Source organism: Pseudomonas sp. UBA1879 (assembly GCF_002338065.1).
Classification (GTDB): Bacteria; Pseudomonadota; Gammaproteobacteria; order Pseudomonadales; family Pseudomonadaceae; genus Aquipseudomonas.
In genome coordinates, this window is the sequence record NZ_DDHJ01000010.1 from 194,582 (window position 1) to 208,924 (window position 14,343).

Below are 14,343 nucleotides of genomic sequence, written 5' to 3' on the forward strand. Positions count from 1 at the left end.
ATTCGCCGGAGGGTGTTACGAGACCAGCGCGAGCGTCTTGGGCAACGATCGGATCGATTCATTGCCGGCTCGGTCGGTCACTGTGTAATCGATGTTCACGTAGTCAGCCCCCAGGCTTTGCAGGAAGGCTTTTTCGAAGACGATTTCGATAGGCCGCAGGGTGAGTTCGTCGGCCTGCACGGTGTGGGTGGGGCCGGCGACTCCGTTGCACAGGGTGCGAATGAGGTCGCCCGTTTCGATGCCGGCGTAGCCGGGGATGAAGGCGAGGGTGTTGCTATTGAGTTCGCGTTCGGCGAAGAGCACGGGACCGAGGAGTGCACCGCCCGGTGGGGTGCGGTCTACCTTAAGCGCGACTTCGGGCGAGAAGTCTTCCAGGTCTGCGAAGGGGCTGTAAATACGGTACTGAAGGTTGTATGTGCCGTCATGCAGTAGCAGGCTCTCGGCTAGATGCAATGTGAGCATATTGCCAGGCTTGTCATCGTCGGTAATGACGCGTTCGTTCGTAACGGGCTCGTTATCCAGATGCAATCTCACGGTATATCCCGTCTCGGCAGCAGGCCACACTTCAACTTCTACGGCAATGGGAGCATCCAAGTCAGCTACCTTTAACAACCCATCTTCAAAAGCAACGGGTACAACGGCAGGCGGAAGTGGAATCGGCGCTTTGACATTCATGTCATTCATAACATCCTCCTTGAAGCACATTCTTTCACGTTCAATCGCAAACGGATGCCTTCCTATTAACTGGCCTAGATCAACGATAACCGCCCTTGTGGCGTTACATATATATCGCGATCTGAACTTCAACTAATAGCGATCCAGACTTTGTGTCAACCCTGCATTTCGCTCCCGCTTCGAAAAACAGCACTTGGTCCGCAACTTGGGAAACGTCCTACTTTTTCACCGTCCAATAAAAAGCCCCGGCAGGGTCGCTGCCGGGGCTGTGTGCTTTCGAATTAAATGTCAGCGGTTGAAACGTTCTACCAATGAGTATTGGCTGAGCGCCGTATGGGTCAAATCGGCGCTGAGGTCGGCCGAGCGGCGGGCTTCGTCGGAAGTCTGGTCGGCCAGTTGGGCGATGGTGCTGATGTTGCGGCTGACCTCTTCGGCAACGGAGCTTTGTTCCTCGGTCGCGGCGGCAATCTGCGTGGTCATGTCGGTGATGTTGGCCACGGCGTCGCTGATGCCCACCAAGGCCTTGTCGGCTTCCATCACCTGTTCGACGCCTTCTTCCGCCTGACGGCGACCGGTGTCCATGGTCTGTACGGCGTTGCTGGCGGTGGCCTGCAATTTTGCAATCAGGGAGTGGATCTGGCCGGTAGATTCGGTGGTGCGTTGCGCCAGTTGGCGAACCTCGTCGGCCACAACCGCGAAGCCACGGCCCATCTCGCCTGCGCGGGCAGCTTCGATGGCGGCGTTGAGCGCCAGCAGGTTGGTTTGGTCAGCGATGCCTTTGATGACGTCGACCACGCCGCCGATTTCATCGCTGTCCTTGGCCAGTTGCGTGACGGTCAGGCCGGTTTCACCTACTGACGCCGAAAGGCGCTGAATGGCCTCGCGGGTCTCGCTGGCGATGGTGCGACCGCGACGGGTCAATTCGTTGGCCTGCTGGGTGGCGTCAGCGGTGCGTTGAACGTGGCTGGCGACTTCTTGAGTGGTCGAGGCCATCTGGTTGATGGCGGTCGCGACCTGTTCAGTCTCCACGCGCTGGCGTTCCAGCCCATTGGAACTGGATTGGGCCAGGCTGTCGGACTGCCGCGCCTGGGCATTCAGATGCTCGGCGGTGTCCTGCAAACGGGTGAGACAGGTTTTCAGGCGCGCTTCCTGGCTGAGGATGGACATTTCCAGACGGGCCTGAGCGCCACGGCTGTCGGTGTACATCTGGGCGATCAGCGGGTCGGATGTGGTCTGGTCTGCCAGGCGCAACAGGCGTTTGATGCCGCGTTGCTGCCAGCTCAGGCCCAGCAGACCCAGCGGCACAGACAGTGCAGCAGCGAGCGCAAAGCCCCAGTACGAGTTGAGCCAGACGCCGATCAGGAAGCTCAATTGGCTGACCAGAATGAATGGCAGCCAGTCCTGCAATACCGGCAGCCAGGTGTCGCGGCTCGGCACGGCGGATTTGCCGTTATTAAGACGCACGTAAAGGGCTTCGGCGCGGCGGATCTGCTCAGCGGTGGGCTTGACCCGCACTGACTCGAAGCCCACCACCTGCTTGCCTTCGAAGATCGGCGTTACGTAAGCGTTGACCCAGTAATGGTCGCCGTTCTTGCAGCGGTTCTTGACGATGCCCATCCACGGCAGTCCCTGTTTGAGGGTGCTCCACATGTGTTCGAACACGGCAGACGGCACGTCAGGGTGGCGCACGGTGTTGTGCGGGGCCTTGAGCAATTCGTCGTGGGTAAAACCGCTGATCTCGACGAAGGCGTCATTGAAGTAGGTGATCACGCCGCGAGCATCCGTGGTCGAAATCAACCGTTGTTGTGCCGGGAAGGTCCGTTCGCGTTGGGTGATGGGCTGGTTATTGCGCATAAGCTGTTCTATCCAGGAAGGCTTTGACGAGTTATCGGCCCGGTTAGCGAGAAATTAAGCTTTTTGTGAACTGCGTCATGGGCCGCCTTGCTGAATATCAGGGTTCAGTGGCCGAACATGGGGTAGGTGAACAGGCTGAAATGCACGAGGTTGAGCCCGAAATGGGTGATCACCGCTGCCGGCAGTCCGCCATATCGGTAGGCGATGCCGTAGCCCACGCCCGCCATGCCTGCGAGCACCATCCACTGCCAGCCCGCGCCGAGGTGCATCAGACCGAACAGTAGGGAAGCGATGAGCAGGCAAAGGGGTTGGGCGTAGGGCACTCGCGCGAACAGGCGGGACAGGCCACCCTGTAGGTAGCCCCGGAAAATCAGCTCTTCGGTAAGGCTCACCAGCAGCAGGTTGTTCAGCGCCCAGAGGCCCCCTTGCTCGGGCCATTTCGGGCTCCAGCCTACCAGCCCCATCGCTACCGCAGCAGACAGGCAAACAAGGAGGGTAAGCGGCAGGGTGAAACAGATGGTGGTCAGCGAACGACGCAGGTTGAACGCCCTAAATACCCATGGGCAGGCCAAGATGATCCAGAAACCGATCAGGGGTTTGTCGAGATTGAGGTACATCGAAAAGGGCGCGGCTTCGGGGGTGAAGCGTACAGCGGCGATGACCCTTGCGCTGAAGAAACCGGGGAGCCAGTGAATGGCGAGCCCGGCGGCCAATGCGATAAATAGCCCGTGACCGAACCCGCGCACGGCCCAGTGTCGGAAATGGACGACGCAGATACCGGCCATGATCAACAGGCCAAACGTCACCACGACCGGCAAGCCTAGTTGCCCATACACCCACGCCACGGCGTAGCCGAAGGTCAGCAGCATGAGCGCGGTCCAGCGCAGCACCGGCATAGGGTCGTCCTTGAGTGTGGGATAAGGACGGCGATTTTAGCGTTGTTTAAACGGGGGTGCTTGTGGGAAAGGGCTGAAAGTGTTGTCGGTGAGACCGGTTGGGCAGTGGCGGACAGCGTGGGGTGTCAGGGTTAACCCAGGCGTGAGATTTTGCTGCCGCTGCGCGCCAGATCGCTGCCGTCGTGCCTCCGGCGTCTCCTACAGGGTGTGTCGACGAACATTGTGCGAGCGGCGCAGACAGCGTCGTTCATGAATGCCGGCATGCCGCGAATACTGCAGGAGACGCCGCAGGCACGACGGCAGCGGTGTTGCGCACAGCGGCAGCAAATCATGAGTTCGCGGTGTGTCTGGAAGAACCGCGCAGTGCGCTTGCCCGCGGTCTCGGGCAAGCGCCTTGCGATGAAGCGTTACGACGCAATCAACTGCCGCAGCACGTAGTGCAGAATCCCCCCGGCCTTGAAGTATTCCACTTCGTTCAGGGTATCGATCCGACACAGGACGTCGACGTTTTCCTGCTGGCTGTTTTCCCGGGTGATCTGCAAGGTCAGGCTCATGCCCGGTTGCAGGGTGGCGCCGGTGAGACCGGTGATGTTGAGGACTTCCTTCCCGGTCAGTTCCAGCGTCTTGCGGCTCTGGCCGTTCTTGAACTGCAACGGCAGCACGCCCATGCCCACCAGGTTGGAGCGGTGGATGCGTTCGAAGCTCTCGGCGATCACCGCTTTAACACCCAGCAGGTTGGTGCCTTTGGCAGCCCAGTCACGGCTGGATCCGGTGCCGTACTCCTGACCGGCGATGACCACCAACGGCGTACCTTCCTCCTGATAGCGCATGGCCGCATCATAAATCGGCAGCTTCTCATCGGTGGGCACGTGCAGGGTGTAGCCGCCTTCCTGATTGCCGAGCATTTCGTTGCGGATGCGAATATTGGCGAAGGTGCCGCGCATCATGACTTCGTGATTGCCGCGACGGGAGCCGTAGGAGTTGAAGTCTTTCGGCTCCACGCCCTTGCTGCGCAAATAGCGGCCAGCGGGGCTGTCCGCCTTGATGTTGCCGGCCGGGGAAATGTGGTCGGTGGTCACCGAGTCGCCAAGAATTGCCAGCACGCGGGCCTTTTGCACGTCCGCGATCACCGGCAATGGCCCCGCCACGTCGTCGAAGAAGGGTGGGTGCTGAATGTAAGTCGAGTCGTCCTGCCACACGTAAGTCGCCGCCTGCGGCACTTCAATGGCCTGCCATTGCGCGTCGCCAGCGAACACTTCGGCATATTCCTTGTGGAACATGCCCGTGCTGACGTTCAGCACGGCGTCGGCGATTTCCTGCTGAGTCGGCCAGATGTCACGCAGATACACGGGCTGACCGTCTTTGCCTTCGCCCAACGGTTCGCTGCTGAGGTCCACGCGCACGGTGCCAGCCAAGGCATAGGCGACCACCAACGGCGGCGAGGCCAACCAGTTGGTTTTCACCAGCGGATGCACGCGGCCTTCGAAGTTGCGGTTGCCCGACAGCACCGACGCCACGGTCAAGTCCGATTGCTGAATGGCCTTTTCGATCGGATCGCGCAGGGGACCCGAGTTGCCGATACAGGTGGTGCAGCCGTAGCCCACCAGATCGAATCCGAGCGCGTCGAGGTATTCGGTCAGCCCGGCGGCCTTATAGTAGTCGGTCACGACTTTCGAGCCGGGCGCCAGCGAGCTCTTCACCCATGGTTTGCGTTGCAAGCCTTTCTCCACGGCCTTTTTCGCCAGCAGGCCTGCCGCCATCATGACGCTCGGGTTCGAGGTATTGGTGCAGGAGGTGATCGCCGCGATCACCACCGCGCCGTTCTTCAGGCGATAGCGATTGCCTTCATATTCATACTCGGCTTCGCCCACTTGCTCAGCGTTGCCCACGGCCACGCCACCGCCGCCCTCACTTTCCAGACGGCTTTCATCGTGTTTGCTGGGCTTGAGCGCCAGGCCGAGAAAATCGTCGAACGCTTGCGACACATCGGGCAATGCGACGCGATCCTGCGGCCGTTTCGGCCCTGCGAGGCTGGCGACCACCGACCCCATGTCCAGCTCCAGTGCGTCGGTGAATACCGGCTCTTTGCCGGGCAGGCGCCACAGGTCTTGGGCTTTGGCGTAGGCCTCGACCAACTGCACCGTGTCATCCGGACGGCCCGACAGGCGCAGGTATTGCAAAGTCACCTCGTCCACCGGGAAGAAGCCGCAGGTGGCGCCATATTCCGGGGCCATGTTGGCGATGGTGGCGCGGTCCGCCAAGGGCAGGTCGGCCAGGCCGTCGCCGTAGAATTCGACGAATTTTCCCACCACGCCTTTCTTGCGCAGCATCTGGGTGACAGTCAGCACCAGGTCGGTGGCAGTGATGCCTTCCTTCAGCTTGCCGGTGAGTTTGAAGCCGATCACTTCGGGGATGAGCATCGACACGGGCTGGCCCAGCATCGCCGCCTCAGCTTCGATTCCGCCCACGCCCCAGCCCAAAACACCGAGGCCGTTGATCATGGTGGTGTGGGAATCGGTACCGACCAGCGTATCCGGGAAGGCGTAAGTACGGCCGTCTTCTTCCTTGGTCCACACCGTGCGGCCCAGGTATTCGAGGTTGACCTGGTGGCAGATGCCGGTGCCCGGTGGCACGACGCTGAAGTTATCGAACGCGCTCTGACCCCAGCGCAGGAAGGCATAGCGCTCGCCGTTGCGTTCCATTTCGATGTCGACGTTTTCGCTGAACGCTTGCTGATCGCCGAACTTGTCCACCATCACCGAGTGGTCGATGACCAGGTCCACCGGGGACAGCGGATTGATGCGCTGGGGATCGCCACCGGCCTTGGCCACAGCGGCGCGCATGGCCGCCAGGTCGACCACGGCGGGCACGCCGGTGAAGTCTTGCATCAGTACGCGAGCGGGGCGGTATTGAATCTCGCGGTCGGATTTGCGGTCCTTCAGCCAGGCAGCGAGGGATTTCAGGTCTTCGCCGGTGACCGTCTTGTTGTCTTCCCAGCGCAGCAGGTTTTCCAGCAGCACCTTGAGCGACATGGGCAGTTGATCGAGGTCGCCAAGGGTTTTGGCGGCGTCGGGCAGGCTGAAGTAGTGGTAGGTCTTGTTGCCGACGTCGAGTGTCTTGAGGCTTTTCAGGCTATCGAGGGAGGGCATGAACTAACTCCTTGACGGGGTCCGCACGGATCGGACGGGTGTATCTCGCATAAACGGTAAGACGGTCTGTCTGGGCGCTCTGGGGGCGGCTTTAAACGGTCGTTGAGTAGTACTGGACCTTTGGCGTGGGCCAGTGGTTCCTGATTCCGCTATCATGCGCGGCTTTCGAGTCACTGAGGTGAAATTGCCTCAAGTATAGGACGCGTGGGCCTTTTGTCCGGCGCGTCATGGAGAATGCCGTGAACACCCTTTTCATGCATTGCCGTCCGGGCTTCGAGGGCGAGGTCTGCTCGGAAATCAGCGATCATGCCGCGCTGCTGGGCGTGTCCGGTTATGCCAAGGCCAAGCCCAATGCGGCCTGCGCCGAGTTCATTTGCACCGAACCGGATGGCGCGGAACGCTTGATGCACGGTGTGCGCTTCATCGACCTAATCTTCCCTCGGCAGTGGGCGCGTGGGGTATTCGTCGAGCTGCCGGAAACCGACCGCATCAGCGTCATTCTTCAGCACATGGCCGAGTTTACGACCTGCGGCAGTCTGTGGCTGGAAGTGGTGGACACCAACGATGGCAAGGAGCTGTCGACCTTCTGCCGCAAGTTCGAAGGCCCGTTGCGCAAGGCGTTGGAGAAGGCGGGCAAGCTGGTGGACAACCCGAGCCTGCCGCGTTTGCTGTTGACCTTCAAAAGCGGTCGTGAGGTGTTTTTGGGCTTGGCCGATGCTGATAATTCAGCGATGTGGCCGATGGGCATCCCGCGCTTGAAATTCCCCCGCGAGGCACCGAGCCGTTCGACGCTGAAGCTGGAAGAGGCCTGGCATCACTTCATCCCTCGCGATCAATGGGACGAGCGGTTGTCTGGCGACATGACCGGCGTCGACCTCGGCGCCGCGCCCGGTGGCTGGACGTACCAACTGGTGAAACGCGGCATGCTGGTCACAGCCATCGACAACGGCCCGATGGCCGAAAGCCTGATGGACACCGGTTTGGTGCAGCACCTGATGGCCGACGGTTTCACCTACAAACCGCATCAGACGGTGGACTGGATGGTGTGCGACATCGTCGAGAAACCTGCGAGAAATGCCGCGTTGCTGGAAACCTGGTTGGGCGAAGGGTTGTGTCGGGAGGCGGTGGTCAACCTGAAGCTGCCAATGAAACAGCGCTATGCCGAGGTGAAGCGGCTGCTGGCGCGCATCGAAGAGGGGTTCAACGCGCGGGGCGTGAAGGTGTCGATTGGATGCAAACAGCTGTATCACGACCGGGAAGAGGTGACGTGTCATTTACGGCGGCTGGATGGGAAACGTAAGGCGTGACGGCGCTCAATGACCTATAGGTAGGCGCGCGCCTGCCCGCGATGGTGTACATCCGGGCATCCCGTTCTCGACTGATCGGACGCTATCGCGGGCAAGCGCGCGCCTACGCCCTTCGGGCAGACGCGAACCTGTGCGGGATCTGCCCTTTTGATTCTGGCCGAAGGCCGTGCGCGGGCGGGTTGCTTGCTTCGGGCGCCACCGGACGATCTGGCGCGCAGCGGCAGCAGGTCTGCCACGCCAGTGCGTCAGACTCGGCCAAGGTTTGTAGCACCTGGCGATGAGCAGTACATTGCCCACCAAGCCCAGTGAGGGAGAGCGATTCCGTGGACAAGGAACATTCGCACCGCGCGTCGGTGTTGCAGCACGTCAGCCTTAACGTTCGACGTTTGCGGCATGGGGCGGCATTAAGCCAGACAGCGCTGGCGGAGAAGTCCGGCGTCAGTCGACGCATGCTGGTGGCGATCGAGGCGGGGGAAAGGAATGTCAGTCTGGCCACCCTTGATCGGGTCGCGGAGGCGCTGGACGTGGCGTTCAGTGATCTGATTCAAGCGCCTGACGGGCGCGATCCGAGCCGCATCAATGAAGTGGCGTGGGCGGGCGAGCTGCCCGGCAGCAAAGCGGTGCTGCTGGCCAAGGCCTCGGCGCGGCATGGTGTGGAGTTGTGGGAGTTCTCATTGGCGCCCGGCGAAGCGTACGCCTCCGAGCCCGATCCGGCAGGGTGGAGCGAACAGGTGTATGTCATCGAAGGTCGCCTGACCGTCGCCTTGCCGGAAGACACGCACCACGTGGCGGCGGGACAGTTTTTCATGTTTGCCAGCGACCGGCCTCATGCTTACCGCAATGACGGGGACGTCACGGTGCGATTCGTGAGAAACGTGGTGTCGTAGGCAGCAGCCATCGACGGTTTTCTCATCTGAACGCTGATCACCTGTGGGAGTGAGCGTGCTGACGAACAGGCCATTGCATCCGCCACATTTTCTTACGCTCCGAATCGGTCTTCGTGAGCAAGCTCACAGGGCTGGTCTCGCATTCGAACTGCTTCAGCAGGAACACCCGTTCAACAGCTTGCTCGTTTTCCGATCATTAAAACTCTGATACCGCGGCACGCGCCGTGCCTTGCATCCTTCGTACCGGAACGGGCTACGCCAACGTTCTGTTTGAATCCATCCGCAGGCTCGCGATAATCGGGCGGGCGCGCCACTGTGGCGAAGATAAGGCAAGCACAATGACTTCACATGACAATCGACCTGACGCCGACATTCTGATTGTGGGCGGCGGACTTAGCGGCACGATGCTGGCGGTGCAGTTGCTGCGTTTGCCAGGGCAGCGGCGGATCGTAATCGTCGAGTCCCGCAGTGAGCTGGGGCGCGGCGAGGCTTACAGCGCCACGGAGTTGGGACACACCCTTAACGGCAATGCCGCGCGCATGAGCGTTGACCCGGACGCCGCCGATGACCTGACGCGCTGGTTGGGCGAGTTCATCGCTGCGGGCGGCTGGCCAGAATCCGACCAACAGGCTGTGCCGCTGGCCGAGCTGTTTCCTCCGCGGGGCATTTTCGGGCTGTATGTTCAGCAGCGTCTGGCTGAGGCTCAGGCGGTTGGCGCGCAGCACGGTTCGAGTCTCGCGCATGTGCGGGGTGAGGCCGCGGATCTGCAATCCGTGGCATCCGGCATTCGCCTGACGTTGGCTGACGGCAATGAACTGAACGGCCGCTTCGCGGTTCTGGCGACGGGTATGTTCGCCGCCGCCCGCACGCCGCAAACCGATTCCAATGCGTTGAATGCCGCTGCCGTGGACCCTTGGGATGTCGCCGCGATGCGTCATCTCGACCCTGACGGCCGGGTGTTGATCATTGGCTCCGGGCTGACCATGGTCGATGCCGTGGGGTCGCTGGACCAAGCTGGCCATCGCGGCCCCATCGATGTGTTTTCCCGTCACGGCTTGCTGCCTCACGTGCGCCGTCAGCCTCCCACCTGGCCGGATTTCCTCGGCGCCGATCCTGGCCTGCGCAGCACTCGGCAACTGGTCCGGGCGTTGCGGGAACAATGCGAGCAGGCCATCGCTCGGGGCATCGACTGGCAGGCGCCGCTGGATACGGTTCGGGTGCATATCCCACGTTTATGGAGCCAGGCGACTGACGTGCAGCGACGTCAGTTCGTACGCCATGTCCGGCCCTGGTGGGAAAGCCATCACCACCGTTCGCCACCGCCAAGCGCAGCCTTGCTGGACCGGCTGCTGAAAGAAGGCCGCTTGAACATTCACGCGGCCTCGTTGCTGGAGGTGCAGGACCGTCAGGCAGGCCAGGTGCGCATCAGCGTCCGGTATCGCGGAGAGGCTCAGCCGACCGAAGTGCAAGGTGCGGCGCTGATCAATTCGACCGGCATTCAATATGACTGGCGGCGCGTGGACCGACCCCTGCCTCGACAGTTGCTGTCACGAGGGCTGATCCAGCCGGGGCCGCTGGCGCTGGGGATTGCGGCCGATGCCGGCGGCGCAGTGCTGGATGCTGAGGGGCGCGTCTCGTCGCGACTGTTCGCCATGGGCCCGCCGTTGCGGGGGATGTGGTGGGAGAGCACGGCGGTGACGGATGTGGCGTTACAGGCGAAGGCGTTGGCGGCAAGGTTGGTCAGCGTGTCCGACACCTGAGCGTATGCCTGCACACACCCGAGGCGTCTGGTTTTGCTGGCGCCTCGCGGCAGATCGCGGGCAGGCGACGCGCCTATGCCTTGGGCAGCAGCAGATCGGTGGGGCGCCTTTAGGGATCACACCGACAGCTGCACCATTCGGTCACCCTGCACCTGCTCGCCCGGCCGTCGCTTGTTCACGGCCAGTTCGCCGATCTTGATCAGCCGTGCGCGGATCACATTGCGACTGAGCCCCAGCAGCTGCGCGGTATGCACCTGGTTGTAGTGGCTGAAGCGGTAGGCCGCGCGCAACAGCGCGTCTTCGACTTTCTCGTGCAAGGCGCCGGCCTGCTCTTCGAACAACTTCTGAAACGCCCGCGCCAGCAGTGCGTCGGTGGAATCGTCGACAACGGGCGCTGAATCGTCCTGACGTTCCAGGCGCAGGTTCGACAGGCGCAGGTCGCTGGCCTGAATCACGCCGTTGCGGCAGATCAGCAGGGTGTGATGAATGACGTTTTCCAGCTCGCGGATGTTGCCCGGCCAGCTGTAGGTGCGCAGCTTGTGTTCGGCCTCGCCGCTGATCTGGATCGGGCCGCAGCCCAGACGATGGCTGTACACCTCGATGAAATGACGGGTCAGCGGCATGATGTCGCCGGGGCGTTCACGCAAGGTGCTGAGCTCCAGATTGACCACATTCAAGCGATAAAACAGGTCTTCGCGAAAGTGCCCGGCGTTGATCGCGCGTTCCAGCTGAACGTTGGTCGCCGCGAGCACCCGGACGTTGATCGGCGTGCTTTTGCGCGAGCCCAGGCGCACCACTTCGCGTTCCTGCAACACGCGCAGCAGCTTGACTTGAATGGCCATCGGCAGGTCGCCGATTTCGTCGAGGAACAACGTCCCGCCGTTGGCCTCTTCGAACCAGCCGGCCTTGGCGGTCAGGGCGCCAGTGAAGGCGCCTTTTTCGTGACCGAACAACTCGGCCTCGACCAGGGACTCAGAGAATGCCCCGCAGTTGACGGCCACGAAGGGCTGGTGGCGGCGGTCGCTCAGATTATGAATGTGACGGGCGACCAGCTCCTTGCCGGTGCCGGTTTCGCCCACGATCAGCACGCTGGCGTCGCTCGGTGCGACCTGTTGGACGTGGGCCAGAAGCGCCTGGGATTTCGGGTCTTCGAACACCTGCGCGGTGGCGCGAATGGACGTCGCCAGGGCCGGGGAGGGCGGTAAGGTCAGTAGCTGCATGGGGATCACTTGTGGTTGAAACGGAACGCTGGCGGTCATGCGGGGAACTCCGTGTACGAATGCCGCCTAATACCTTGTGGGAGCAGCCGGAGGTTACGACGGCCGCGAAAGCGGTGTGTCAGGCGATACATCCAACCCTGACCCGACGCAGTCGCTGCCGTCGTAACCTCCGGCGTCTCCCACAGGTCATGCGGTGAACGGGTTACTTCTGCGGTGGCAAATCGTTGGCGATCATCTCGCCGAACGGGCCGGTCAGGTTGGTGATGCCGCGTCCCGCCAGGCTGCGGTACGGCTCGGGCAGCAGCGGGAACACCAGCTCGGCGAAGCGATATGCTTCTTCCAGATGCGGGTAGCCGGAGAAAATGAAGCTCTCAATGCCCAAATCTGCGTATTCCTTGATCCGCGCTGCGACCTCCTCGGGATTGCCCACCAGCGCGGTGCCCGCACCGCCACGCACCAGGCCGACGCCGGCCCACAGATTGGGGGCAATTTCCAGGTTGTCGCGGCGACCGTCGTGCAGCGCCGCCATGCGGCGCTGGCCTTCGGAGTCGAAGCGGGCGAAGGATTTCTGCGCAGCGGCGATGGTCTCGTCGCTGATGTGTTCGATCAGGGTGTTGGCGGCTTTCCAGGCTTCTTCGCTGGTTTCGCGCACGATCACATGCAGACGAATACCGAACTTCACGGTGCGGCCGTTGCGCGCGGCGCGTTCGCGGATGTCGGCCAGTTTTCCGGCGACAGCGGCAGGGGGCTCACCCCAGGTCAGGTACACGTCCACTTGCTCGGCAGCCAGTTCGTGAGCCGCTTCGGAAGAGCCCCCGAAATACAGCGGCGGGTAGGGCTTCTGGATCGGCGGGTACAAGGCCTTGGCGTTCTGCACTTTCAGGTGTTTGCCTTCGAAGTCGACGGCTTCGCCTTGCAGCACGCGGCGCCAGATTTTCAGGAATTCGTCGGTGACTTCATAGCGTTCGCTGTGATCGAGGAAACTGCCGTCACCCCGGTTTTCGTCAGGGTCGCCACCGGTCACCACGTTGATCAACAGACGTCCGCCGGAAAGGCGATCCAGGGTCGCGGCCATGCGCGCGGACACGGTCGGAGAAATGATGCCGGGACGGATCGCCACCAGATAACGCAAGCGTTCAGTCAGCGGCACCAACGCCGAGGCGATCACCCAGGAGTCTTCACAGGAGCGGCCGGTCGGGATCAACACACCGTGGTAGCCGAGGTCGTCAGCGGCCTGGGCCACCTGCTTCAAATAATTGAGCGTGACCGGGCGCGCGCCCTTGGTGGTCCCCAGAAAATGGCCGTCGCCGTGGGTCGGTAGAAACCAGAAAACATCCATGAGAAATCCTTCGAGCGGAATCGGTGGCTTTTGGAATAAGTGCGCTAGTTATAGAGGTTGCGATTTATTCCGTAAAAGAACGGAATCCCATACTTTTAGAACGTAAAGAGATATGCGGGGTTTTACATTTTGAAACCAACGGTGAGCGGCAGTGTTATTGTTGTGCGCGATTTCATCTGTGGGAGCCGGCTTGCTGGCGAATGCGGTGTGTCAGCGATGGATGCGTCGACTGACCTACCGCATTCGCCAGCAAGCCGGCTCCCACAGGTCATAAACCAAGCCTGACCAAAGAAGCCGCATGACCTCAAAAAAAGAAGTGGCGCCGTTGCCCGAAGACCTCCGGGTGTTCCTCACTGTGGTCCGCAAGGCCGGTTTCGCTGCGGCCGCCGATGAACTCGGACTGTCGCCTGCGTACGTCAGCAAACGTATCCAGATTCTTGAATCGACCCTGGCCACTCGCCTGTTGCACCGCACCAGCCGCAAAGTCGCGCTGACCGAGGACGGCGAGCGCGTGCAGCGTTGGGCGGTGCGGATTCTTGAAGATTTCCAGCGGCTACATGACGAATTGTCCGACGCCCATTCGGCCCCACGGGGCAAGTTGCACGTGTGCAGCTCGTTCGGCTTTGGCCGCAATCACGTCGCTCCGGCGATCTCGAAGTTTGCCGAAGCGTATCCCGACCTCGAGGTGCGCCTGGATCTGTTCGACCGGGTCGTCGATATCGTCAGCGAAGGCTTCGATCTGGAGATTCGTGTCGGTGACGACATTCCGGGTCAGCACATCGGCCGCCAGTTGGTGAGCAACCGGCGCGTGCTGTGCGCGGCCCCGGATTACCTCGCGCGCCGAGGCATGCCTCAGCAGTTGACGGATCTGGAGCAGCACGACTGCCTAGTGATCAAAGAACGGGACAATGCATTCGGCATTTGGCATGTGGAGCGTGACGGCGTGCGGCAGACCGTGCGGGTCAGCGGGCCGCTATCCTCCAACAGTGGCGAGATCGCCTTGCAATGGGCGCTGGACGGGCGCGGTGTGTTGCAGCGTTCGCTGTGGGACGTCAAACCCTTTCTGCAGCAAGGGCGGCTGGTGCAGGTGCTGCCTGCGTACACGGAAAGCGCCAATGTGTGGGCGGTGTACCCGACGCGGCTGGCCAATTCGGGGAAATTGCGGGTATGCGTCGAGTTTCTGCAGGCGCATTTTCAGGGGCTGTCGTTGTAGAAAAACCCCTTTTGCAGCGATGCCGGACTGCTTCTGGCCGCAG

The 14,343-nt window shown here is 61.7% G+C and carries 10 protein-coding genes; 4 read left to right on the plus strand and 6 right to left on the minus strand.

Going from position 1 to position 14,343, the window contains the following annotated elements; all coding sequences use genetic code 11:
- Positions 1-15: 15 nt before the first annotated feature.
- The 4 genes from B3N48_RS10130 to acnA form a co-directional block, all read right to left on the minus strand.
- Entirely contained in the window at positions 16-684 is a 669-nt protein-coding gene (locus tag B3N48_RS10130) for a hypothetical protein (RefSeq protein WP_296182872.1), read from the minus strand.
- Positions 685-963: 279 nt separating this feature from the next.
- On the minus strand, positions 964-2,529 hold the full coding sequence (locus tag B3N48_RS10135) for a methyl-accepting chemotaxis protein (protein ID WP_296182873.1): 1,566 nt from the start codon (positions 2,527-2,529) through the stop codon (positions 964-966).
- A 104-nt stretch (positions 2,530-2,633) separates the two neighbouring features.
- Positions 2,634-3,425: a CPBP family intramembrane glutamic endopeptidase gene (locus tag B3N48_RS10140; protein ID WP_296182876.1), complete on the minus strand. Its 792-nt coding sequence runs from the start codon at positions 3,423-3,425 to the stop codon at positions 2,634-2,636.
- A gap of 407 nt (positions 3,426-3,832) precedes the next feature.
- On the minus strand, positions 3,833-6,574 hold the full coding sequence (gene acnA / locus B3N48_RS10145; RefSeq protein WP_296182879.1) for an aconitate hydratase AcnA: 2,742 nt from the start codon (positions 6,572-6,574) through the stop codon (positions 3,833-3,835).
- 239 nt (positions 6,575-6,813) lie between these two features.
- Between acnA and rlmM the strand changes: the two genes are divergently transcribed.
- The 3 genes from rlmM (at position 6,814) to B3N48_RS10160 (ending at position 10,528) form a co-directional block, all read left to right on the plus strand.
- Positions 6,814-7,881, plus strand: coding sequence for a 23S rRNA (cytidine(2498)-2'-O)-methyltransferase RlmM (gene rlmM, locus B3N48_RS10150; protein WP_296182883.1), 1,068 nt, complete (start codon positions 6,814-6,816; stop codon positions 7,879-7,881).
- Between the two features lie 323 nt (positions 7,882-8,204).
- Positions 8,205-8,768, plus strand: a complete 564-nt coding sequence (locus B3N48_RS10155; RefSeq protein WP_296182885.1) for a helix-turn-helix domain-containing protein — start codon at positions 8,205-8,207, stop codon at positions 8,766-8,768.
- Positions 8,769-9,106: 338 nt separating this feature from the next.
- Entirely contained in the window at positions 9,107-10,528 is a 1,422-nt protein-coding gene (locus tag B3N48_RS10160) for an FAD/NAD(P)-binding protein (RefSeq protein ID WP_296182888.1), read from the plus strand.
- A 116-nt stretch (positions 10,529-10,644) separates the two neighbouring features.
- Here B3N48_RS10160 and B3N48_RS10165 read toward each other — a convergent pair whose 3' ends face one another.
- Together B3N48_RS10165 and ssuD are read right to left on the minus strand one after the other, a co-directional pair.
- Positions 10,645-11,748 carry a sigma-54 interaction domain-containing protein gene (locus tag B3N48_RS10165; protein WP_296183065.1) on the minus strand — a complete coding sequence of 368 codons (1,104 nt, stop codon included), beginning with the start codon at positions 11,746-11,748 and terminating at the stop codon, positions 10,645-10,647.
- A gap of 202 nt (positions 11,749-11,950) precedes the next feature.
- Positions 11,951-13,087, minus strand: coding sequence for an FMNH2-dependent alkanesulfonate monooxygenase (gene ssuD / locus B3N48_RS10170; RefSeq protein ID WP_296182890.1), 1,137 nt, complete (start codon positions 13,085-13,087; stop codon positions 11,951-11,953).
- A 298-nt stretch (positions 13,088-13,385) separates the two neighbouring features.
- Here ssuD and B3N48_RS10175 point away from each other — a divergent pair, with 298 nt between their 5' ends.
- Positions 13,386-14,300, plus strand: a complete 915-nt coding sequence (locus B3N48_RS10175; RefSeq protein WP_296182892.1) for a LysR substrate-binding domain-containing protein — start codon at positions 13,386-13,388, stop codon at positions 14,298-14,300.
- The last annotated feature ends 43 nt before the right edge of the window (positions 14,301-14,343 follow it).